The 23,641-nt window shown below is 45.5% G+C and carries 17 protein-coding genes; 13 read left to right on the forward strand and 4 right to left on the reverse strand.

What is annotated here, in order from left to right; all coding sequences use genetic code 11:
- The first annotated feature begins 237 nt into the window (after window positions 1-237).
- A complete protein-coding gene (locus QUB20_RS01665; protein ID WP_333242513.1) occupies window positions 238-1,128 on the forward strand; it encodes an alpha/beta fold hydrolase in 891 nt (296 codons plus the stop codon).
- Between the two features lie 555 nt (window positions 1,129-1,683).
- Here QUB20_RS01665 and QUB20_RS01670 read toward each other — a convergent pair.
- Window positions 1,684-2,565 carry a Cof-type HAD-IIB family hydrolase gene (locus tag QUB20_RS01670; protein ID WP_333242510.1) on the reverse strand — a complete coding sequence of 294 codons (882 nt, stop codon included), beginning with the start codon at window positions 2,563-2,565 and terminating at the stop codon, window positions 1,684-1,686.
- A gap of 357 nt (window positions 2,566-2,922) precedes the next feature.
- On the opposite strand from QUB20_RS01670, the gene QUB20_RS01675 reads away from it, so the two are divergent.
- The 6 genes from QUB20_RS01675 to clpP all read left to right on the forward strand — a co-directional run bounded on the left by QUB20_RS01675 (window position 2,923) and on the right by clpP (window position 13,732).
- Window positions 2,923-8,451: an ATP-binding sensor histidine kinase gene (locus tag QUB20_RS01675; protein WP_333242507.1), complete on the forward strand. Its 5,529-nt coding sequence runs from the start codon at window positions 2,923-2,925 to the stop codon at window positions 8,449-8,451.
- 48 nt (window positions 8,452-8,499) lie between these two features.
- A complete protein-coding gene (locus tag QUB20_RS01680; protein WP_333242504.1) occupies window positions 8,500-9,912 on the forward strand; it encodes an adenylate/guanylate cyclase domain-containing protein in 1,413 nt (470 codons plus the stop codon).
- Between the two features lie 325 nt (window positions 9,913-10,237).
- Window positions 10,238-11,458 carry a heparan-alpha-glucosaminide N-acetyltransferase domain-containing protein gene (locus tag QUB20_RS01685; RefSeq protein WP_333242501.1) on the forward strand — a complete coding sequence of 407 codons (1,221 nt, stop codon included), beginning with the start codon at window positions 10,238-10,240 and terminating at the stop codon, window positions 11,456-11,458.
- A 338-nt stretch (window positions 11,459-11,796) separates the two neighbouring features.
- A complete protein-coding gene (locus QUB20_RS01690; RefSeq protein WP_333242498.1) occupies window positions 11,797-12,636 on the forward strand; it encodes a hypothetical protein in 840 nt (279 codons plus the stop codon).
- A gap of 144 nt (window positions 12,637-12,780) precedes the next feature.
- Complete coding sequence (locus QUB20_RS28590; protein WP_445299365.1) at window positions 12,781-12,912, forward strand: hypothetical protein; 132 nt, start codon at window positions 12,781-12,783, stop codon at window positions 12,910-12,912.
- A gap of 211 nt (window positions 12,913-13,123) precedes the next feature.
- Complete coding sequence (gene clpP / locus QUB20_RS01695; RefSeq protein WP_006635758.1) at window positions 13,124-13,732, forward strand: ATP-dependent Clp endopeptidase proteolytic subunit ClpP; 609 nt, start codon at window positions 13,124-13,126, stop codon at window positions 13,730-13,732.
- Window positions 13,733-14,028: 296 nt separating this feature from the next.
- Here the strand turns inward: clpP and QUB20_RS01700 are convergent, their stop codons facing one another.
- On the reverse strand, window positions 14,029-15,033 hold the full coding sequence (locus QUB20_RS01700; RefSeq protein WP_333242494.1) for a hypothetical protein: 1,005 nt from the start codon (window positions 15,031-15,033) through the stop codon (window positions 14,029-14,031).
- A gap of 876 nt (window positions 15,034-15,909) precedes the next feature.
- On the opposite strand from QUB20_RS01700, the gene QUB20_RS01705 reads away from it, so the two are divergent.
- The 4 genes from QUB20_RS01705 (at window position 15,910) to QUB20_RS01720 (ending at window position 20,869) form a co-directional block, all read left to right on the forward strand.
- Window positions 15,910-18,276, forward strand: a complete 2,367-nt coding sequence (locus QUB20_RS01705) for a ribonuclease R family protein (RefSeq protein ID WP_333242490.1) — start codon at window positions 15,910-15,912, stop codon at window positions 18,274-18,276.
- A 444-nt stretch (window positions 18,277-18,720) separates the two neighbouring features.
- A complete protein-coding gene (locus QUB20_RS01710) occupies window positions 18,721-19,338 on the forward strand; it encodes a flavin prenyltransferase UbiX (protein ID WP_333242487.1) in 618 nt (205 codons plus the stop codon).
- A gap of 72 nt (window positions 19,339-19,410) precedes the next feature.
- Window positions 19,411-20,295 carry a LapA family protein gene (locus tag QUB20_RS01715; RefSeq protein WP_333242484.1) on the forward strand — a complete coding sequence of 295 codons (885 nt, stop codon included), beginning with the start codon at window positions 19,411-19,413 and terminating at the stop codon, window positions 20,293-20,295.
- Window positions 20,296-20,317: 22 nt separating this feature from the next.
- Window positions 20,318-20,869 (forward strand): shikimate kinase, encoded by a 552-nt coding sequence (locus tag QUB20_RS01720; RefSeq protein WP_333236415.1) that lies wholly within the window; start codon window positions 20,318-20,320, stop codon window positions 20,867-20,869.
- Window positions 20,870-21,705: 836 nt separating this feature from the next.
- Here the strand turns inward: QUB20_RS01720 and QUB20_RS01725 are convergent.
- Window positions 21,706-22,149, reverse strand: a complete 444-nt coding sequence (locus tag QUB20_RS01725) for a hypothetical protein (RefSeq protein ID WP_333242481.1) — start codon at window positions 22,147-22,149, stop codon at window positions 21,706-21,708.
- A 66-nt stretch (window positions 22,150-22,215) separates the two neighbouring features.
- Window positions 22,216-22,620, reverse strand: a complete 405-nt coding sequence (locus tag QUB20_RS01730; protein ID WP_333236412.1) for an NIL domain-containing protein — start codon at window positions 22,618-22,620, stop codon at window positions 22,216-22,218.
- 178 nt (window positions 22,621-22,798) lie between these two features.
- Here QUB20_RS01730 and QUB20_RS01735 point away from each other — a divergent pair, with 178 nt between their 5' ends.
- Complete coding sequence (locus QUB20_RS01735) at window positions 22,799-23,401, forward strand: thioredoxin family protein (RefSeq protein ID WP_333242478.1); 603 nt, start codon at window positions 22,799-22,801, stop codon at window positions 23,399-23,401.
- 45 nt (window positions 23,402-23,446) lie between these two features.
- Window positions 23,447-23,641: hypothetical protein (locus QUB20_RS01740; protein ID WP_333291112.1), on the forward strand; the 195-nt coding region annotated here is incomplete at its 3' end.

A 23,641-nucleotide genomic window follows, 5' to 3' on the forward strand; every position in this document is an offset into this window, starting at 1 on the left:
GAATTGGGAATGGGGAATTGGGCATGGGGCATGGGGCATTGGGCATTGGACATTGGGCATTGGGCATTGGGCATTGGGCATTGGGCATTGGGCATTACAACAAATAACAAATAACAAATAACAAATAACAAATAACAAATAACCAATAACCAATAACCAATAATTCATGACTACTGACTACTGACTACTGACTTCTGCTATGATGAAAGAAGTTAACGAAAATTTACATTTAGAGCCGTGACTGCACAACAATTAGTATCTGCAACCAGCTTTGAAAAATTAATTTGGACTTGGAAAGGTCACAAAATCCAATATACCGTCCAAGGAACCGGCCGCCCTCTGATCTTGATTCACGGATTTGGGGCTTCGATCGGACATTGGCGGCAAAATATCCCCGTACTCGCAGCCGGCGGCTATCGCGTATTTGCTTTGGACTTGCTGGGATTCGGTGCTTCCGCCAAACCAGCCCTAGATTACACTCTGGAATTGTGGGAAGAATTGCTGACTGATTTCTGGGCGGATATGGTACTAGAACCGGCGGTATTTGTCGGGAATTCGATCGGCGCTTTGCTGAGTTTGATGGTAGTCGCCAACCATCCAGAAATATCAGCCGGCGGTGTCTTAATCAACTGTGCCGGCGGGCTCAACCACCGGCCCGACGAACTGAATTTCCCGCTGCGAGTAGTGATGGGGACTTTTACTAAATTAGTTCGATCGCCCCTGATCGGCCCCTTTGTCTTCAACAACATCCGCCAAAAACACCGCATCCGCAACACCCTGCGCCAAGTCTACGGGAACCGCGAAGCCATCACTGACGAACTCGTAGAACTCCTGCACGCCCCCTCCTGCGAGCCCGGAGCTCAACAAGTGTTTGCATCGATTCTCACAGCCCCTCCAGGCCCTCAACCGTCAGAATTGCTGCCCAAAGTCGATCGTCCGTTATTGGTACTTTGGGGCGCAGACGACCCCTGGACGCCCATCGCCGGCAGCCAGATTTATCAACAATTGGCCGCCAACGATAAACCAGTGAAATTTGTTTCAATTCCCAACACAGGCCACTGTCCCCACGACGAGCGGCCCAGTGAAGTCAACGCTCTGATTTTGGACTGGCTGGTGGAAGTCAAGTAAAATTTTTCCGATCGAGGCAACCCTTGGGCGATCGAGTCAAACCCTTGCATTCCAAGAGTTTTGCATCGCTCCACCGCGCCGGAACCCCGGCTGCAGCCGACTCAAAAAACAATTTTTGGAAAAAGTATTGACACAATTTACTCAGTCAGCTATATTGATGGACGTGTGAGGAGCGAACCAGAAGAAGCACCGAGACGAAACACGGCCAGTCGTCGGTGCTTTTTCTGTTGCAAGGCATTTTTAAGAGTTTTAAATTATCTATAATTCACATCCAGAAGATATGTAAGCCCGCCCCGCTTTCTTCAATTCTTCTTTCGCGTTCTTAGCGTCTTCGCGGTTCGTTAAATAAATATTCGATGTTGCAAAAAAAGTAATTGATTGCACTTGATCTCGAAAAATCCGAAAGTGTGGATTGTTTTTGATCATCAAAACTTGATTGCATAGAACTCAAAACTAGACAGTTATATAATAAATTGTCGCTGGGTCGGGGCGGGTAGATCTAGATTTTTTCCAAATGTCGCTAAACCCGCCCCTGCGGTATTGGTGCTAGAAATATCAACGATCGCCCAAAACAAATTGTTCGATCGCAGCCACCACCCCATCTTCCTCCACATCCGGCGCCACCCAATCAGCAGCAGCCTTCACGCCATCAGGAGCATTGCCCATTGCCACGCCCACACCCGCATAGGCAATCATTTCTACATCATTAAAATTGTCGCCGATCGCCATCACATTCGCCGCCTGCAAACCCAAAAGTTCCTCCGCTAAATACTGCACCGCATCTCCCTTATTCGCCACAGGATGCGTAGCTTCAAAAAAAGTAGCAACGGATCGAGTCAAATAAAGCTCCGCAGGCGTGTAGCGCTGCCGCATACTGCTGAGCAAGCCGTCGAGTACCCCCGGATTCTCGCACAATGCCAAAACTTTCGTCGGTTCCCCCGGAATATCTCGCCGCAAATCTTTAATCACCATTGGTTCAATGCCCGATCGTTCGGCATAAATTCGGGTAGCTGCGGTAATTTCCGGCACGTAAAGTTGGTCGTCAATGTAGAAATGGATCGAAAGCAGCGGTCGCAAATGCGGTTCTTCAAAATAATCTAACAGTTGCAGAGCAGTTTGTTTCGACAGCGGCAAGTGCCGCAGCCGTTTTTGAGTAGCGTGATCTTGAATCCATGCGCCCTGGTAGCAAATCAGTGGCAATGTTGAGCCGATGTCGCGGTGAAAACGCAAAGCTGATCGGTACATCCTGCCCGTAGCGACGGCTACTTTCACTCCCCGCGACTCGGCCGCCAAAATTGCCTGCTTGACTGGTTCTCGGATAGTATTTGACATACCTGCGATCGTGCCGTCTATATCCACTACCAGCAATTGAATGTCTGCGGTGCCAAAAGCGCGATCGGTCGCATTAGCTGGATTTGAGGCAGTTATATTCTGCATGATTTTTTTAGATTTTAGCTGTTGATTTGCACGCACCCGTTTATTTTGGCACTGGTGGGATAGCAAAGTGCAATTTCGGATTTTTTGAAGACTAAAATAGAGATAACTAAATAAGCGACCAAAAAAGTATCTAGGAGGACTCTTTAGGGAGGGTTTTAGCTCAGCTATATAATAGTAGCCAGTTTACTGCCGTAAAAACCGCACTCGCTCGGTGATGTGTATTTCCACTTACTTAATAATACTTGTGGCAAAAAAGAATGTAACTGTAGGTCAGATCCAAACCCTTATGTGATAAATCATTCCCAATCTAACATTTAAAATTGTATAACCGGATCTTTCAAATAACCCCCAAATATCATGATTTCTATCCCTGGATACCGCATTGACGAAGAACTTTATACAAACCCTCACACAGTTATTTATCGAGGGGTGCAGCTTGAGGAAGAAAAACCCGTTATCCTCAAAACTCTCACGCCGCCATACCCTACCCCAGCGCAAATATCCCAACTTCTGCACGAATCCGAAATTCTTAAAAATTTGAGTTTGCCCGGAATAGTCAAGCTTTACAAAATAGAAACATACAATCACTTTCCTGTTTTAGTTTTAGAAGATTTTGGTGGGATTTCCCTAAAAGAGTTTCTCAGCAACAACCAGCTAGAGTTACCACAATTTCTGCATATTGGCATCAAACTAGCAGAAACTCTTGGGCAACTTCACGAACACCACATCATCCATAAGGATATTAAACCCAGCAATATTATTGTCAATATCGAGACAGGAGATGTAAAGATTGCTGATTTTGCGATCGCCTCCCTGCTACCGGGCGAAAACCCCGCCCCCAGCCATCCCCATTTACTCGAAGGCACTCTCGCCTATATGTCTCCTGAACAAACGGGGCGCATGAATCGGGCGATCGACTACCGCACCGATTTTTATTCTTTAGGCGTCACCTTTTATGAAATGCTTTGTGGTGAATTGCCTTTTCAGGCGATCGATCCCATGGAATTAGTACACTGCCATATTGCTAAAACGCCAGTTTCTCCTTGGGAAAACAGAAATAAAAAAGTAGAAAGCAAAAGCATCGAAGGCAGAATCAATCAAGTAGGAACCAAGGAGATTCCTCAAGTCGTTTCCGATATCGTCATAAAACTCTTAGCAAAAACAGCCGAAGACAGGTATCAAAGTGCTTTCGGACTTTTGTACGACTTGGAAAATTGTCTCGATCAACTGCAAACTATAGGCGAAATTTCCCACATAACCCTCGGCGAGCAAGATCAGTCAAGTCACCTGCAAATTTCCCAAAAATTTTACGGGCGAGAAGCAGAAGTTAATCTGCTTCTCAGTATCTTCCAGCGTATGAGGCGGGGCAATACAGAAATCGTGCTGATTTCCGGTTCTGCAGGTGTGGGCAAATCCTCGTTAGTATATGAAGTTTACAAGCCGAGTCGGCGGGAAAATGGGTATTTTATTGACAGCAAATTTGAGCAATTTAAACGAGATATTCCTTACGCTTTTTTGCTCCAAGCTTTTCAAGATTTGTTGCGCCAAATATTCACACAAAATGCTGCAGAAATCCATGTTTGGAAAGAAAAATTTTTAAAAGCACTGGGTGGCAACTGCCAAGTAATTATTGAAGCTATTCCTGAAGTAGAACTGATTGTCGGGCCGCAGCCCCCCGTCCCCGATTTAGGAGCCAATGAATCTCAAAATCGCTTTAATTTAGTATTTCAAAACTTCATCCGCGTCTTTGCTCAAAAAGAACACCCCCTAGTAATTTTCCTGGACGATTTGCAGTGGATCGATTCAGCATCTCTCAAGTTAATAGAACTGCTAGCAACTGACATGGGGACTCAATATTTATTAATAATTGGAGCTTATAGAGAGCAGGAAGTAGATGCAAATCATCCCCTAATCATTACCGCCGAAGCAATTAAAAAAGCAGGCGGCACTGTGAGTGCGATCGCCCTTTCGGCTTTAGATATAAGCAGCGTCAACCAATTCGTTGCAGATACTTTGAACTGCGCCCCAGAAAAATCCCTAAGTTTAGCAGAATTGCTTTGGCGAAAAACCGCTGGAAATCCATTCTTTTTAACTCAATTAATAAAATTTCTTTACTCAAAAAGTTTGATTCAATTTAAACTTTCACCCTCGAATAATGTGGTCGAGCTAGCTGAACCTAACCTATCGGGCTTAGCGCAACCAATCTCAGAGCAAATTGTGAAAAAATGCCATGTCACAGGCGAGTGGCAGTGGGATATCGAACAAATACAAGAAATGGGAATAACTGACAATGTTGTAGAATTAATGATAGATAACATTCAGAAACTTTCAGAGAATACCCAGGAACTGCTTAAATTAGCCGCTTGTATCGGGAACAAATTTGATTTGAAAACTCTCTCGACAATCGCCGAACAACCTCTGGCTTCCGCAGCAACAGACCTCGGTGAGGCACTTCAGTCCGGTCTGATTTTGCTCGTGAATAACGCCTACAAAATTCCGATCGCACTAGCAGCAAGCACAGAAGTAACAGACACAATATCTAGAGACTTTACCGATAAATTTTCCCTGCCAGTAGCTGATGTTTCGAGCGCCACGTACAAATTTTTGCATGAGAGAGTGCAGCAAGCAGCTTATGCTTTAATATCCGATTATCAAAAACAAGAAATTCATCTCAAGATAGGCAACTTTTTACTTCAAAATGCACCGCCAGAGCAATTAGAAGAGCATATTTTTGATACCGTAAACCAACTAAATTCTGCCAAAGGAATCATCAGCAGTCAATTAGAACAATTTCAATTATGCCAATTAAATTTAATTGCAGGCCGCAAAGCAAAAGCAAGTGCCGCTTACCAACTTGCCCTCAAATATTTAACCGCAGGTATTGAACTGCTGCCCCCCGAAAGTTGGCAAACTGACTACGACTTAACTCTGGCACTCTACGAGTCAGCAGCAGAAGCTGCTTACCTGAATACCGACTTTGAACCCATGGAAAAATGGGCGATAATTGTCCTGCAACACGCAACAAATGAACTAGACAAAATCAAAGTGTTTGAAATCAGAATCATAGCTTGTGCGATGCAAACAAAACTCCAAGAATCGGTAAAAATTGGTCGGGAAGCACTAAAAATGTTAGGAATTAACTTTCCTGAATCGCCGATTCCCCTCCACATTCAGCAAGCACTTGCTAAAACAGCAGCTTATTTAAAAGACAAAAAAATAGAAGATTTAATAGACTTACCGATTATGACAAATCCGCACAAATTAGCCACTATGTGTGTGCTTTCCAGTATGTTTTCAGCTACATTTATAGTTGAACCTGTCCTGCTGCCGCTCATTGTGTGCGAGCAAGTTAATTTATCTATTAATTACGGAAACTCTACTTTTTCTGCCTTCGGTTATGCTAATTACGGAGCAATTTTAAAAGGAATAGTTAGAGATATTGAATCAGGCGATCGCTTTGGTCAATTAGCTTTAAATTTGAGCGATAGATTAAATGTGTTAGAATTCAAAAGCAAAACGCTTAATTTAGTAGCATTCATTTTGATGAACGGCAAGCATCACGTTAAAGACTCTTTGCCGCTATTAGAAGACGCCTATCAAAGCGCGTTAGAAAATGGGGATTTAGAATGTGTCGGATATTCAGCCGTAAATATTTGTCAGTCTTTGTATTTCCTCGGTCAAGAATTGCCACAACTGGAACGAAGAATAGTAAGTTACAACCATTTGCTGTTTCAACTCAAGCAAGAAACTGTATTAACTTGGAATCAAATATATCTGCAAACTATTTTGCAATTGATGGGAAAATCGGAAAGTACACACCTGGTATTAGGTGAAGCATACAGCGAAGAAAAGTTGTTGTCGCTACTGTTAAAAGCTAACGATCGCGTGGGATTACAGCACTTTTATTTGCAGAAATTAATAATATCCTATTTATTTGGAGATACCGCTACAGCCCTAGAAAATTCAGCGCTAGCCGAAGTATATTTAGACGGAGTTGCAGGCTTTATTAATGTTTCTGAATATCAGTTTTACGATTCTCTAGCCCGCCTAGCCGCCTATCCATCTGCAACAGAGGGGGAACAAGAAGAGCATATTTTTTACGCTGTCAGTAACCGAAAAAAACTGCAACAGAAAGCGCTTTATGCACCCATGAATCTTCAGCACAAATGCGACTTAGTTACGGCAGAAAAAGCGCGTGTTTTGGGCAATATTGTGAGAGCAATGGAATATTACGATCGCGCAATTGAAGGAGCCCAAGAAAACGGATACATACAAGTACAAGCACTAGCAGCAGAATTGGCAGGAGCATTTTATCTATCCATAGGAAGAGAAAAAAATTCTAAAACTTACTTAACAGAAGCGCGTTATTGCTATCAACGCTGGGGAGCAACAGCCAAAGCAGCGCATTTAGAATCCAAATACTCGCACTTGCTAACTTCAAGCTCGATTTCAACTAATATTGAAACTCACAAATCTACCAGTAGCGCTTCCACTACGAACGACGCTGCAGGCGTGCTAGACTTGACCACAGCAGTTAAAGCATCGCAAACCTTAGCGGGCGAAATAGTTCTAGACAAACTGCTGGCAAAAATGATGAAAATTGTTATTGAAAATGCCGGAGGGCAAAGAGGCTTTTTAATACTAGAAAAAGAGGGTCAATGGGTGATTGAAGCATCAGGATCTGTAGATGTCGATCGCGTTGCTGTCATGCAATCAATTCCGATAGATTTTGTAGCCGACGATCGAGAAGTAACTTTGCTGGCAGTTGCAGTTGTCAATTACGTTGCCCGCACCCAGGAAAGTATAGTTTTAAACGATGCCAGCCGCGAAGGACAATTTACTCGCACACCCTATATAATGGCCGTTCGACCTAAATCAATTCTTTGCACTCCGTTAATTAATCAAGGCCAACTCACGGGCATCCTATATTTAGAAAACAATCTGACTACAGGCGCTTTCACACAAGACAGGTTAGAAATATTAAAACTGCTGTCTTCTCAAATTTCTATCTCCATCGAAAATGCCCAACTTTACGCCAACTTGCACCAATTCAATCAAAATCTCGAAAATTTAGTACAGCAGCGTACCTCCGAACTCTCCCAAACTTTAGAAGACTTAAAATCGGCTCAAAATAAACTGGTAGAATCGGAAAAAATGGCTGCCCTCGGAGGGTTGGTTGCAGGTGTTGCCCACGAAATCAATACTCCCATCGGCATCGGCATCACCGCCGCCTCCCTGCTTGCTGAAAAAGCCACAAAGTTTTTTGAGGTTTACAGTAACGGCCAAATAAAACGTTCCGAGTTAGAAAAGTTTCTGGATACCGCCGTGCAAAGCAGTAATATGATCTTATCTAACCTCACGCGGGCAGCAGACTTGATTCACAGTTTTAAAGAAGTAGCTGTGGATCAGTCGAGCGAGTTAAAACGCACGTTTAATGTTAAAAACTATCTAGAGGAAATTTTGACATCCTTAACAGCCAAACTAAAAAGAACTAAGCACAAAATACAGATTAAGTGTGATGAAAATATTGTTGTGGACAGTTACCCCGGCGTAGTGTGTCAAATTGTGACAAATCTGGTGTTGAATTCGCTAATTCACGCCTACGATGTAGAAGACGAAGGAGTTCTGGCTTTTGATTTCAAACTAGAGGGCGATCGGCTAATATTTGAATATGCCGATAACGGCAAAGGAATTGACCCAGAAAATCTCAGTAAAATTTTTGAACCGTTTTTTACCACCAAAAGAGGTCAGGGAGGCACGGGATTGGGACTGCACATTATTTATAACCTTGTTACTCAAAAACTAAAAGGCACAATTAGCTGTAGAAGTCAAGTAAATAAAGGCACAAGATTTATGATTGAATTTCCCGCTAAAATGAGCAGTTAGTTATTATACGGCCCACATGGATATAAGTTTTATATAGGAGAACGATATATGTCAGAAGCTAGTAAAAACCTGTTGGCTGCAGGCGATGACGAATTAATCGCGGCGAGCGACGATGAATTAATATTTGCCGAGGAAGACGAGGCGGAAGAAAAACCGCTAGAAGAAAGTTGGAAAATCTTAATTGTAGATGATGAAATAGAAATTCATAATATTACTAAACTAGCCTTAAACGATTTTAAATTTGAAGGTAAAAGTATAACATTTATCAGCGCTTACTCAGGAAAAGAAGCTAAAGAAATAATTCAAAATAACTATGACATAGCATTGATTTTACTCGATGTAGTTATGGAAACAGAAGAAGCAGGCTTGGAAGTAGTTAAATACATCCGCGATATTTTAAATAATCAAATTGTGCGGATTATTTTACGCACTGGACAGCCCGGACAAGTGCCAGAAGATGTAGTAATTGTCAGCTACGATATCAATGATTATAAAACCAAAACAGAACTTACTAACAAAAAATTATTTACCACAGTAGTCACCGCACTGAGAGCATTTAGATCGCTCAATCAAATCGAGTCCAGCAAAAGCGAACTAGAAAAAATTGCAGCCGCCTCAGCCCGTTTTGTACCCCGTGAATTTTTGAAGTTTCTCAAAAGAGAAAGCATCGTTGATGCCAGACTAGGAGACTCTGTACAAGCAGAAATGACGATTATGTTTGCCGACATTCGATCATTTACAAGTCTGTCAGAAAGTATGTCTCCGCGAGAAAACTTTGAATTTCTTAACTCTTACTTAAGCCGAGTTGGCCCAGTTATCCGCGAGTACAACGGTTTTATAGATAAATATATTGGTGACGGGATTATGGCTTTGTTTCCTAACAGGGCTGAAGATGCTGTGCAAGCAGCAATTGAGATGCAGCATCAAGTAAAAATTTATAATAGACACAGGCAAAACAGTGGCTATCAACCTATTTCGATAGGGATTGGTTTGCATACGGGGACTTTAATGTTAGGTACGATTGGCGAAGCGGAACGAATGGAAAGTACGGTGATTTCTGATGCAGTTAATTTAGCTTCCCGCGTGGAAGGATTGACAAAGCTTTATGGAGTTGCTATTGTAGCTAGCGTCCAAACCCTTTGCCGGATAGACGATCCTCAACATTACAAGTGCCGGTTTCTCGATCGCGTTCAAGTAAAAGGAAAACAAACACCTGTTGCTGTATTTGAAATTTACGACGGCGACTCGGCGACAATGATCGAACTAAAAGCACAAACTCAAACTTATTTTGAACAGGGAATTTTTTTTCACTACCAGCAGCAATTCGCGCAAGCAAGGCAAATGTTTCTGCGCGTTTTGCAAATCAACAAGTATGATAAGGCAGCATCTTTTTATGCAGAACGCTGCGATATGTTGATGAAGAATGCAGTCATAATGACTCTGGAAGGAATAGAGATATAGGTAGTGGGGAATTGGGCATGGGGCATGGGGTATAGGGGCATGGAGAATTGGGAATTGGGCTAAAAAGAATTAGGAAATGGGCATCAGCTAAGATACTGAACAGTGAACAGTGAACAGTGAACAGTGAACAGTGAACAGTGAACAGTGAACAGTGAACAAATAACTTAGGAATGAGAATTAAATAATTTCCACTCTTGAAAGTGGGATGGGCGTCCCGCCCGTTCTTTTTGGATGGGCGTCGGGCCCGTTCTTTTTGGACGGGCGGGACGCCCATCCCACAATAACAATTAAAATTGTAAGTTATTGAATTCGCGATCCTTAATTTATGCGCTTCAAATCCCTTGATGTTTTTCGCGGAATTGCGATCGCCTCGATGATTCTAGTCAACAACCCCGGTAGTTGGGAACAGGTGTATCCACCGCTAGAACACGCAGAATGGCACGGCTGCACCCCGACAGACTTAGTATTTCCGTTTTTCTTGTTCATCGTTGGCTGCGCGATGTCTTTCTCGCTGTCTAAATATCTTCAAAATTATCCAAAAACCGGAATAGAAACCTCAAAAATTACACAAACAAAGGAAAAATCAGAATCCGCAAAAAACCCTCTTCCTTCTTCCTCCTTCCTTCTCCCTTCTTCAAATATTTACTGGCGAATTGCGCGTCGCGCCGCGATTCTATTTATATTAGGATTACTGCTAAATACATCTTCGATCGCCCTTGACGTACTTCTCAACAACGCCCCAGTGGAAAACTTCGGTAAAATCCGCATCATGGGAGTATTGCAGCGCATCGGCTTAGCTTATTTCATCAGTGCGATCGCCATTCTCAACCTTTCCCCCCGCCATCAAAAACTGCTCGCTGTTGCCGTGCTTTTGGGCTATTGGGGTGCATTAACCGTATTTGCTGTAGGGGGGTACACTGCCGGCGAACTCACGCCAGAAGGAAATTTAGGGGGATATGTCGATCGGCTAATTCTCGGTAGCCAACACCTGTACAAAGGCGGCCCCTTCGATCCCGAAGGATTGTTGAGCACTTTACCCGCAGTTGTCACAGTCCTCACAGGCTACTTTACCGGAGAATGGCTGCGCGTACAGCCCATCAAAACGCGCACCAGTATCAACTTAGCAATCTGCGGCTTCTGTTGCGTGGTAATCGGCCACTTGTGGGGATTTTCCTTACCCATCAACAAACAACTTTGGACAAGTTCTTATGTAGTTTTTACCACAGGTTGGGCGTTGCTATTGCTAGCAGCTTGCTACGAAACAATTGAAGTGCGAGGTTGGAAATGGGGGCGACCGTTTGAAATCATGGGAGTGAATGCAATTTTCCTGTTTGTTGCTTCCGGTATTGTCGCCCGAATCCTGTTGAAAACCCATATCGGCAGCGGGGGAAATGCTTCAACAACTTACACTTGGATTTATGAAAACTGGTTTGTGCCGTGGGCGGGGCCGCTGAATGGTTCCCTAGCATTTGCCGTGACTGCGGTATTATTTTGGTGGTTAATTTTGTATGGAATGTACCGCCGAGGTTGGCAGATTAAAATTTGAGTAGTCAGCAATAAGTAAGCCTTCCTAAAAAAACAGAATAACCAGATACCCCAGATATCGGACTTCTTCAAGAATTCCGGTATCTAAGAGCTAGTCGGTCTTGACATCCACAGTCTTTAGCGGTTAACGTTTGAAAAAAGTGTTTCAATGTTGGAAGCGAGAGAGCAATGAACGACTTATTAGATAGCTTGATCAGTAGGCAGACATTTGATACACAAGCTCTGATGAATTCTCACCCACCAAAATTTTACCACCCTAATAAGAAGCTCGTTTATGACATTTGTTGTCCACCTGGATGCACTCATCGGGGTCAATTAGCTTTTTCCCGATGGTATGCAATGCCACTTCCAGAATATTTTTCTCCTCTCGAACATCAGACCGATCTTTCTGAGCGAAAGGGATATTTTGAGTACGAGCCATCCCAAGATAGCACTCAGATGGAGTGGTATCTCAATTTCGCTCATCACGATCTTTTTTGTGCTTATGGTGGTTCGCTATTTGCCCAAGATGAAATGCAGGTAGCCGAACATCCATCACTCAGTTCACTGCGAGAAGCTTTACTAGATTCTAACATTAAGCCATTGACAGTTGAGAGCGAACAACCTACACCGATTCTGATTCGTGGGGTGGAACGGAGGTGTGCAATTTCTACCGATCGCAATCCAGAACAAGGGCGGCCTTTTGGTCTTTACGGCAACAATTTTGGACGAGCTACATCAGATGCGATCGGACAAGCTACAAAACCTCTAAACCCGCCTACAATCACAAACATTATTGCGATAGAAGCTCCTTCCTATGGCGAGGGTTCTTATAGCAGTGCAGAAATTGAATACATCCTGAAAACAGCCTTTACTGCATTTTCAGCAGCACGAATTGAGTCACATTTAGAGTTTTCTAAAGCACCCAGTTTAATTATTCATACAGGGTTTTGGGGATGCGGAGCTTATGGTGGTAATCGTGTCCTGATGGCTCTTTTGCAACTCCTGTCGGCTCGGCTTAGTCAAGTGAATTGTCTCGTCTTTCATACGAGTGATGATATAGGAAGTCAAAATCTTGCCACGGCTCAACAAATAGTCGATCGCGATTTAGTACCTGATAATTCACCGATTAAAGTTTCAGCTTTGATAGAAAAGATTCATGCGATGGAATTCCAGTGGGGATTTAGCGATGGAAACTAACAGGCTATTCGAGCCAAGTGATACCTGGACGGAGGAAGATTGTCTTGATGTCACAACCTTTTCTTTGCAATAGGCAGCTACTATCGTTCATAGCGACCCCGAAATTTTAGGGGAAATCCTGTCTTAATCGGCACTCGCGCCCCGATGAAAACTCTGCTTGATTGTCTCGAAGCTGGTGATTCGGTCGATGAATTTTTCGACCATTTTCCTAGTGTCAGCGGCGATCGAGCGATTTCAGTTCTGGCAATGATACGATCGCCACATAACAACATTTAACGTTTATTGATGTCCGCTGCCTCAACATCGATCGCCTGCAGGATCGGATTTCCGATCCCACCCCCGCCACAACTTCCACAAATTAACGCCCCAACCCCGCCCAGTTCAAGGATTTTGCCGATTTCTCGATCGCACGCCACCGATCGCTAACTATAACTGAGCCCTAATCGCTAAAATTAAAAAAAGATACGTAATAGGCAGGCAGGCGTCAATGATCCCAACAGTTATAGAACAATCCGGTCGCGGCGAACGCGCCTTTGACATTTACTCGCGACTCCTGCGCGATCGCATCGTCTTCTTGGGCCAACAGGTTGACTCAGACTTGGCTAACCTGATCGTTGCCCAATTGCTATTTTTAGACGCCGAAGACCCGGAGAAAGATATTTACCTCTATATCAACTCCCCAGGGGGTTCGGTAACAGCAGGTATGGGCATTTTTGACACGATGAACCACATCCGGCCCGACATTTGCACTATTTGTCTCGGTTTGGCCGCCAGCATGGGCGCTTTTCTGTTGAGTGCCGGCGCTAAAGGCAAGCGGATGAGTTTGCCTCACTCCCGGATTATGATCCACCAACCTCTAGGCGGAGCTCAAGGACAAGCAACCGATATTGAAATTCAGGCTAAAGAGATTTTGTACCACAAACGCCGCCTGAACGAACATCTTGCCAACCATACCGGTCAGCCGCTTTCCCGCATTGAAGAAGATACCGAACGGGATTTCTTCATGTCGGCTGAAGAAGCAAAGGACTACGGATTAGTCGATCAAGTGATCGATCGCCGTCCTTCCGCCAGCCGCCCGATCGCCGCTGTCGTCTAAATGAAAAGTTAAAAATCAAAAATGAGGAAATATTCTTCATTTTTGATTTTTAATTTTTAACGTTCAAAAGTAGCTCTTTAATGGATAAACGGGGGGCGAGAAACCGGGTTTTTTACCCTAATCTTTGGTTCTCAACCTTAATCTCTGTAAAAAACCCGGTTTCTTTAATCCGGGAGCAACGGGGGGCGAGAAACCGGGTTTTTTACCCTAATCTTTGGTTCTCAACCTTAATCTCTGTAAAAAAACCGTTTTCTTTAATCTAATAGCCTCCAGCGCCTTGTTTAGTTGCCGAATTCCTAGGGCAAAGATTCGAGATATTGCAGGAAGTCGAGCAATTCTACTTGATTTAAGAAATGGCGCGCTTCTTTGCCATAACCTTGTTTGAGATAATCTTTTCCTTGGTTGGCAGTCCAGCCCAGCCGCTGGATTTCCTCAGTGGTTCTGCTATAGATTTCTAGATATTCTAGGAAATCTACTAACTCTTCGCTAGAAAGCTCTCTCTGCGACGACTTGCCGTAATTGTGTTCCAGACACTGGGTTTCCTGTGGTTTTTTCCATCGCAGGCGTTTGAGGATGGCGTCTATTTGGGCGATCGTATCAGAATTATCCTCGATCGCATCGCTGGGAATTCCCACTGCGATCGGTTGCAATTCCCTGACTTCGGCCGCACCCTGTAGCAGTTCACTTTGGCTAGAAGTCGGCACCTCCAATTCCTGAAGTGGTTCGCCGTAGCTAGAAGAAAGCCAAGCGTCCGAGTCTAACTGCTTTGGTACAAATCCAGTAGCCTCCGCGCGATCGACCTTTGGAGGCAGCGGTGCCGGTACAGGTGCGATCGGCTCTTCATTTAATTTCGCTTCAGTCTTGACAAAATTGCTTTGATCTGTTTCCGGCAATTTGTCAGCAACAGGCATTTCTAGAACCGGAAGAGGAACACTTGTGGGCCCAACAGGAACCGGAACAGCAGGAGGAGGAGGAGGGGGAACAGCAGCAACCGGGGGAACAGCAGGAGGAGGGGGAGGGGGAACAGCAGCAACCGAAGCAACCGGAGCAACCGGAGCAACCGGAGGCGGCTCAACACTCGCGATCGCACGATCGGGCGCAGCAGATCCAAGAACAGCGATCGCTCGCAACCGGGCGCGGTCTTCAGCATCCTCAACAGACTCAGCAGCCGACATAGCCGTAGCCAGAGTTTTGCCGTCAACCTGAACCAGACAGCGAACAACAAACTTACCGTGATGAACAGTCAGCAACTCACAAATTAACTGTCCAGCGGGATAAAGGGCGCGAAATTCAGCAAACATAATTTTTTGACCCCGAAACCAGAGGGGGCTTATGACTTAAGTGTAGTACAGCCCTGAGAAAACAATTTTCTGAAAGCACCTATTCAACATACAATAAATTAAAGGTGAGTCATCCGCGCAACCTTTCACGCCACTAAACCCCATCCCACATCCGGCAGTTTAAGCTAACAAGCACCGGGCGTCATTTCTACCTATAAGAGATGGCACAGCAACTAAGCAAAAGTAGTAAAAGTCTCCGGTTTGCGTACCTGCACTTTCTACAGCACAGATTGCTCCCGACCCGCTCGTTGCACCTCTGTCCGCAAGGGCCGATCGCGTGCAAAAAACAGGGGCATCGCAGCGGCGAGCTACTAGCAATTTTGCCTTGATCCGGTAAGTTCTTTGCTAAAGCAAGAGGCAAGAGGCACTTCAAAAGGAAGAAGGAACAACGCAGAAGGAAACAAGGCAGAAGGCAGAAATGCACATTTTCTCCCTCTCCATCCCTCCATCGGCTCATCCTCGACTCAAGCCGTTGCTTTCAGTATCGAGCCATCTTTTAAGAACCGACAGAGGCTTTCTAATTCGCGAAGTGCTCGGCGCTGCTGACCTAAAAGCAAACAAACCAACGCTAAAAAATTGTATTGGGGAATAGCGTGCGGGACAGTTGTATGCACCGTCAGCAGTCAGTTCAAGACAGACAGCAGACAATTAGCACGAAGCCGGTGTCGGGAGAGAATCTCAAAAAAACCTCGCGATGAAACAAGGTGGCTGTGCTCGCGTCTCCACCTATCAACCCGCGCATTTGTTGGGAAGCAGGCACTGCGAGGGCCCGAGGGGGTGCGGCTGATTTCGCCAAAATTTAGACTAATTGCTGGAAACAAGAGGATCGATCGCTACATGGAATTTTCTATCGCTGCACTGCTGGCAAATTTTACAGAAGACAAATTAGTGGCCCCAAAAGCATTGGAGAAAAAACTCGACTGCAACGACGCCACCAGTCAACTCAAACTTCAAATCGCATTAGAAGCTCTAGAGAAAATTGGCATATTAGTCAAAGACAAAGGCCGCTATCGCCGAGTAGCTGAAGACGACGTAGTAGAAGCAAAACTGCGCTGTTCGAGCAAAGGATTTTGCTTTGCAATTCAAGACGCCGAAGGCTCAGAAGACGTTTATGTGCGGGAAAGTCACCTCTCGACAGCTTGGAATGGCGATCGAGTCTTAGTCAAAATCATCAAAGAAGGTAGCCGCCGCCGATCGCCCGAAGGCGAAGTCATGCTCATCCTCGAACGCGCCAACCCCTCGGTACTCGCGCGAGTCAAGCAAACCGCCACCCCCACCGGCCGCGTCAGCTACAGAGCAATCCCCCTGGACGATCGCCTGTTGTTTGAACTAGACTTGCTCGCAAATGGCACAAATCTCCAAGAGGCGATCGACCACCTAGTACACGTCGAAGTCAAACGCTACCCCCTCGGCACCCATCGCCCAGTCGGCAAAGTAGTACAGGTACTCGGTTCCGACGCCGAAGCCGCTGACGACCTCGACATCGTATGCTGCAAACACGACTTGCCGCGATCGTTCCCCGCCGCCGTCATCAAAGCAGCGGAAAATTTGCCCAGCAAAGTCAAAAAAACCGACATCAAAAAACGCCTAGATTTGCGTAACATTCTGACTGTTAGCTTCAGCAAAAACGAACCGGGAACAAGCAACAGCGAAAACAATGCCCCCCAAGTTGAGGAGGAAAATCTCTCCGAAGAAGGAGGCGAAAAGGAGTTTGATCCAACATCATTCCTGTCCGATCCGCCAGTGGAACGCGCATTGTCGATCGAAACCCTGAAGCCCGGCCGCTGGCAAATAGGAATCCACATCAGCGACGCCGCCGAGTACGTGCAGCCAGAAACCCCGATCGACCGCGAAGCCCGCAAGCGAGGAACCGCCGCCCATCTGGGAGAAAAAATCATCGCCGTACTGCCAGAAACCCTCAACGAGCGCTGTTCTCTGCTGCCAGATACCGAACGGCTGGCCTTCAGCATACTGCTCACCCTAGACGAATCAGGAGAACTCCTAGAATACGAGATTCAAGCCAGCGTCATTCAAATTGACTACCACCTTACTTACGAGCAAGCTCAAGCAATTCTCGAACCAGACGATGCCGAAGAGCACCCTTTATCCTCCACCCTCCGTCCTTTCCTAGATCAAATCGGGGCCGCCTCACAGGCAGCCAGACAGACAAGGCTCAAGCGAGGAGCTTTTGAACTAAATTTGCCCGATGCTAACTCTCACTTCGACGACGAAGGCGAATTAGGAGCTTTTGCAACAGCTCCCCCCGCCCAGTCGGCTGTCTCCGAGTTGGTGGTACTCGCCAACCAAGCTGTCGCCACCCACCTGCAAGCCTTGGGAGTCCCAGCAATCTACCGCGTCCAGCCGATGCCAGACCCGGCAGACATTCAAGAGTTCATCAAACTCTCCAACAACCTCGGAGGCGAACTGTATCTCGAAACCGAAGAAGAAGTTTTGCCCTTGGACTTTCAGCGATTTACCCAGCAGTTTGCCGGCCTGAAGTCCGAAAGAGTTCTCACCTACCTGCTAGAAGACACCATGAAGCCCGCTGTTTACAGCACAACTCCCAAGCCGCACTTCGGTTTGGGGCTGGCAGAGGGTTACACGCGCTGCACTTCGCCGCTTTCCCGCTACGCCGATTTGCTGATACTGCGGGTGTTGCAAGCGGTGTTCGAGCAAGGCCGCAGCAGCCGCACAACACGGGCTAAGGAAAAAGTTGACTTGCACCATTCCTCCTGTCACGGTCAAATTACTTGGAATGTTCTCCCCCCAGATTTGCACCACGAATTTGAGACGGAGTTTGCATCGGTAGTAGTACACCTAACCGAACGCGAAAGAGTTGCTGAGGATGCCGAAAGCGATTTGCAGGGATTAAAGAAAACGGGATTGATGAAAGAACGCACCGGCCAAACTTTCCAAGGTTTGATTACAGGTGTGCAGTCTTACGGTTTCTTTGTGGAAATTGAGGTGCGGCCGCCGGAGAGCGACATTTTGCGTGTTGAGGGATTGGTGCACGTTTCTTCGCTTAAGGATGACTGGTACGAATATCGATCGCGCCAGCAAACTCTGGTGGGTCGCAAAAACCGCAATCAGTACCGTTTGGGCGATCGGGTAGAAGTTCAAGTCAAGAGTGTTGACTACTACCGCCAGCAAATTGATTTAGTTGCAGTTGGTGGCGGCAGTCAAGCTTTTGATGATGATGAATAATCTGTTGACAGTTGACAGTTGACTGTTAACTTGTCTCAATACTTAGTTGTCATTGTCTGGCAACTAAGTATTAAGAAGTGGGCGGCCAAATATACTCAAAAATCATCAAAAAATAATAATTAATGACTAATATCAATTCCGGTAGCATCGTCGGGTGTACAATTCCGTCAAAAGCGAGGCACTGAGCGAAGCCGAAGGGTCAACACTCACGGACGGTGCAAGCGGAATTTCTATAATTTGTCTGCCTCAATCTGTGTTAATTTGCCTATATCTGCGGTAAAAAAAGAGAATGTATTAACCGCAGATAACAATGGATTGACGCTGATTCACGCAGAGGTCGAAAATAGATATAGGAAGAATTCTGATGCTAACAAATTTGATATAACAACTAATTACTAACAACAGTCAACAGTCAACAGTCAACTAACAAATAACAAATAACTAATGACGAATAACTACCCCCTAATTGTAGGAGTTACTGGAGCATCGGGACTGATTTATGCGGTGCGAACATTGAAATATTTGTTGGAGGCCGATCGCGCGATCGAACTGGTAGCATCGAAATCTACTTACATGGTTTGGCAAAGCGAACAGAACACTCGAATGCCCGCAGAACCGACGCTACAAGAGGAATTCTGGCGGGAACAAGCAGGAGTCGCGACAATGGGTAAACTTCGGTGCCATCCCTGGCAAGATGTCGGTGCTAATATTGCTAGTGGCTCCTTTCGTACCCAAGGGATGATGATTATTCCCTGTAGCATGAGTACGCTGGGCAAGTTGGCGGCTGGCTTGAGCTCGGATTTGCTCGAAAGAGCGGCCGACGTTCAGCTCAAGGAAGGGCGGAAATTGGTACTCGTGCCTCGCGAAACGCCTTTTAGCTTGATTCACCTGCGGAATTTGACTACCTTGGCGGAAGCTGGAGCTAGAATTGTACCAGCGATTCCTGCTTGGTATCACAATCCGCAAACTATTGAAGATTTGGTAGACTTTGTGGTGGCTCGCGCTTTAGACCAGTTGGGGATTGATTGCGTTCCTCTCAAACGCTGGAAGGAAGAAGAGTAATAATTAGTCATTAGTCATTAGTCATTAGTTATTAGTTATTAATGATTTACAAATTACAAATTAAATTTTGATATGCGTCCTGTATTTTTGCTAGTAATTGTGGTAGGGCTGACTATTTTTGCCCTGCAAAATGTGGAGCCGGCATTATCGCTGGTGTTTTTGGGAGTTCGATCGCCCGCTTTACCCTTATCTATCTGGATTCTGCTGAGCATGGCGGTGGGAGCTATCACGTCTTTATTGATTTCTGGTTTGCTCGCTTTTTCAAATTATCTATCTCCAAGGCGAGACCGCACCGGCCGCGACAGTCGCAGCGGTTCCGATACTTTCCCAGAGGACAGGAGAACACCTTACACGCCGCCTCCCCCTCCTAGAAAACAGGGACTTGACCCGGATCTAAATAGGGAAAATAGCCAAACTCAGGCTGCTACTTCCTACCGAACTGAGTACGGCACGTCGGCGGATTACAGTGCCCGGACTTTCCTGCAAGAAACTCCGAATCCTGATGGGGCGAAGAATTACGCTCAACCAGGGACTTATGCAGCGGCAGACGATGAGGATGATTGGATCTCAGATGGCTCAAAATCCGGCTCTCAAGGGGGCGATGACGATTGGGGGGACGATCGCGATTTTCCCGATCAACCGCAGGTAAATGATGTTCCAGCAGCAAATCCGAGGGCTTACGAAGCTCAGCAGGAACCGAAAAGCAAGTCTTGGGCTGGCTCAGTATACTCTTACGGCTATCGAGATCCAAACCAGTCTGGGGTGGGACAAACAGAGTCTGTATACGATGCGGAGTATCGGGTGATCGTTCCCCCCCAAGAGACGATACCTAAACCCGCTGATGAAACACCAATAAATCCTATGGCAGAAGCAGATGAGGATTGGGGATTGGATGAGGGTGATGAGTTTGATGACGATGATGGCCTCAGTGGCAGATCGATTAACCTGAAAAAATAGAAAAATATCGGAGGATTTGGCAGTGGATGGGTTGAGGGGAGTAAATATTTATCTTGTCGGGATGATGGGTGCGGGAAAAACAACGGTGGGGCGGATTTTGGCAAAAAAATTAAAATACCGTTTTTTTGATACTGATGAACTAATTGTTCGAGTTGCTAATCAGTCAATTGCTGAGATTTTCGATCGAGAAGGGGAAGAGGCTTTTCGGGAACTAGAAAGTAAAGTGCTTGGGGAGTTGTCTGCGTATCAAAATTCGGTCGTGGCTACGGGCGGCGGCATTGTGACGCGATCGATGAATTGGGGTTATTTGCACTACGGTATAGTGGTTTGGCTGGATGTGCCTGTAGATCAATTGTACGATCGACTGCGTTCGGACACGGCTCGACCCCTACTGCAGGAGGGCGAGATCAAATCTAAGCTGCAAAGCCTTTTGAAAGAGCGAGAGCGTTTCTACACTCAAGCAGATGTCCGAGTCTGTGCTGGTGTGGGCGAAAGGCCTGAAGCAGTGGCGACTAGGGCGATCGAGGAAATTCAAAAAGTTATCAAACCAGAAACCGGGCCTGATCTCAATTGATACATTCAGAAACCGAGTTTCTAAGAAAATAACAGGTTTCTGAGGACTTTTGGTATTAGTTCCCAAAAATAATGCAACCCTACGCAAGCTCCAAACCACCACATTTATCAGTCATTCCCCAAATCGAAAATCTAAAATCTAAAATCTAAAATGGTATGAGGATGTGGCGATGCGGAGATTTTATACAAGAACTAATGGCAGACTCATCTGATGCGTTAAAGTGTGCTATTGAGTTCTCTCTAAAAATAAAATGGCCCCACCGCTGAAGGGCTGTAGGGCGCAAGGACAGTTAAACGCTAACTTGATTGTCGGGAAATTTAGCATCAATGATACTCTGCTATGTGACGATTTTACGATCGTCCATTCCCTCATCAACTCTCCCGTATCAAAAAATGTAACCCAGCACCGATCGAATTGAACCTGTCCTATTCTAAAAACAATACCTCATGCATTCTGACTAGCAGCTCCCAAAAGCTGCTTTTTTATTGGGATAAGTTTTTGGCTGCGGGACTTGCGGGCTCTTGGCAATAACATTTTGAGCAACAGTCGCTACAGTTCAATACTGCCCTAGGGGTTTTCATTTCGACTCCAGCTTGGTCGGTAATTGGTAGTTGGGAATTGGGAATTAGTAACGGGCAACGGGGAATCGGCAATTGAGAAGCTTTACCTCACGAGGCTGGAAAACTGCTATGATTACGGCGCGGAACGAAGAATTAATCCAGGGGTGGGGGATTGAAAAAAAATAAGCTGTATTTATTGATGGGCGATCTGATAGTTTTCGGCTAAATATCCGTTGCGAGTTATAGAATTTGGTTGGATGAATTTCCCGTTCCTCATTAAGAGAATACGAGCCTGCCTGTTTTTAACCAAAACTCGATCGCTCCGCCCAACCCCACACCAGTTAAAGAAATGGTAGCTAATACGGCAAAAGCCCGCCAATTTTTCCAACCCGATATTTGAATATCGAGTCTTGCCAAAGCTCCGGCTGAAATCAAGACTAAACAAGTAGCAAAAAGGTGTAACCAAGCAATAACTACGACTGCCACAAAAGCTCCTAAAGTTATAGAAATAAAAGCACCCAAATCACTCGAAAACAACCCCATAATTAAGGCTTTTGTGTTTCTGAGCGGGAACGACAATGCGGCAGCAAACACTATAATTGAAGCTATGGCTAGAAACCAAGTCAGGTGCGGGGGAACATCAAACTCAGATAATTTCCAGCCAAAAGTGAAATAAGTAACAAAAAGTAGAGTTAGGGAAACCCAAGAGTTTTTTTTCATCCAATGGCACAATTAGGAGAACCAGGCAAAAAAAAAGATGATGCTCCCGATGAGTTTGTACAGGGCCTAGAGGTTAGTAGAAATAGCTTGCACCGGACAGGTAGGGATGCACTGCTCGCAAACGATACACCGCGATCGAGCAAAATTTAGTTTAAAGCTTTCTGGGTCAAGGGTCAAGGCTTCTGTCGGGCAAACCCCCGTACACAAACCGCAGTCAACGCAGATATCTTCGTCTATAAGTATTTCCCGACTGGCTAGGGAAACGCCGATGTTTTGCGATCGCATCCAGTCGATCGCCGCTTCTAGTTGGTCGATGTCCCCTGATAACTCTAGCACCAGTTTGCCCACCTGATTCGGAGCCACCTGAGCGCGGATAATGTTGGCTGCCACATTAAAATCCTTTGCCAGTCGATAGGTGACAGGCATTTGGATCGATCGTTGGGGAAACGTCAGTGTTACCCGTTTTTTCACCCTGCAAGTCCTCGGTAATTTACAAACAATCTTTGTTATCTTCTGTTTTAGCGCACTTAATCTAATTACTGCCCTTAGCACAAATTTTTATGAAATGGGTCTGATTATCTCAAAATGTGGTATAATCTGAATCTATTATTTAAAATAAAAACATAGAAATCCAAGCGCAATTTATTTTATGACCCAGAATTCGCCCAAGTCAACGGTCGCCCCCGTCGCCAAAAATCCCGAAACAAAAGTCGCCACGCGCCTCAGAAACTTATTGATCGTGTTAACAGCGATCGCCCTTTCAATATCCATCTTCTTCGGGCTGCAAACCCAAACGCCGTCAAGCAGTCTCACCGACATGGCAAAAGCTTCAACGCCATTAGAAACAGCTTTGGTAAATGGCAAACCGACACTGATGGAATTTTATGCTAATTGGTGCGGTAGCTGTCAGGCAATGGCTAAGGAGCTGAGCGAAATCAAACAGAAATACGCCGAACCGATGAATTTTGTGATGCTGAATGTAGACAATGACAAATGGCTGCCAGAAATCACAAAATATCGAGTAGATGGCATTCCGCACTTTGTCTATTTGAACGATAAAGGCAGCGCCGTTGCTGAAACGATGGGCGAAATGCCGCGCAGTATTATGGAAGCTAACTTAGAAGCTTTAATTGCAGGAAAACCTCTGCCACACGCCCAAGCAGGCGGTCAAGTTTCTAATTTTACTCCCCCCACAGGGCCTGTGAAAACAAGTAGCTCCGACCCCCGCGCCCACGGCTCTCAAGTACAGTAAATGAAGGAAGAGAGAAAAGGGAAGAAGACTTTAGGAACAGGCAAGATGCCTATTCCACAACAAATAAACTTTCTTGTGGAACAGGCATCTTGCCTGTTCCTGATTACGGATGTAACGGATGTCAGGAAGAAGGAAGAAGGAAGAAGGAAGAAAGAAGAGGGAGAAGGGAAGAAGACTTTAGGAACAGGCAAGATGCCTATTCCACAACAAATAAACTTTCTTGTGGAACAGGCATCTTGC

The organism is Microcoleus sp. B4-C2, from assembly GCF_036705265.1.
Classification (GTDB): domain Bacteria; phylum Cyanobacteriota; class Cyanobacteriia; order Cyanobacteriales; family Microcoleaceae; genus Microcoleus.

Coding starts and splice junctions, on each gene's coding strand:
- QUB20_RS28590 (WP_445299365.1), top strand. CDS start 12,781: ATGAAAACTCTGCTTGATTGTCTCGAAGCTGGTGATTCGGTCGATGAA.
- QUB20_RS01705 (WP_333242490.1), top strand. CDS start 15,910: ATGGAATTTTCTATCGCTGCACTGCTGGCAAATTTTACAGAAGACAAA.
- QUB20_RS01700 (WP_333242494.1), bottom strand. CDS start 15,033: ATGTTTGCTGAATTTCGCGCCCTTTATCCCGCTGGACAGTTAATTTGT.
- QUB20_RS01690 (WP_333242498.1), top strand. CDS start 11,797: ATGCCACTTCCAGAATATTTTTCTCCTCTCGAACATCAGACCGATCTT.
- QUB20_RS01725 (WP_333242481.1), bottom strand. CDS start 22,149: ATGAAAAAAAACTCTTGGGTTTCCCTAACTCTACTTTTTGTTACTTAT.
- QUB20_RS01670 (WP_333242510.1), bottom strand. CDS start 2,565: ATGCAGAATATAACTGCCTCAAATCCAGCTAATGCGACCGATCGCGCT.
- QUB20_RS01680 (WP_333242504.1), top strand. CDS start 8,500: ATGTCAGAAGCTAGTAAAAACCTGTTGGCTGCAGGCGATGACGAATTA.
- clpP (WP_006635758.1), top strand. CDS start 13,124: ATGATCCCAACAGTTATAGAACAATCCGGTCGCGGCGAACGCGCCTTT.
- QUB20_RS01685 (WP_333242501.1), top strand. CDS start 10,238: ATGCGCTTCAAATCCCTTGATGTTTTTCGCGGAATTGCGATCGCCTCG.
- QUB20_RS01675 (WP_333242507.1), top strand. CDS start 2,923: ATGATTTCTATCCCTGGATACCGCATTGACGAAGAACTTTATACAAAC.
- QUB20_RS01715 (WP_333242484.1), top strand. CDS start 19,411: ATGCGTCCTGTATTTTTGCTAGTAATTGTGGTAGGGCTGACTATTTTT.
- QUB20_RS01710 (WP_333242487.1), top strand. CDS start 18,721: ATGACGAATAACTACCCCCTAATTGTAGGAGTTACTGGAGCATCGGGA.
- QUB20_RS01735 (WP_333242478.1), top strand. CDS start 22,799: ATGACCCAGAATTCGCCCAAGTCAACGGTCGCCCCCGTCGCCAAAAAT.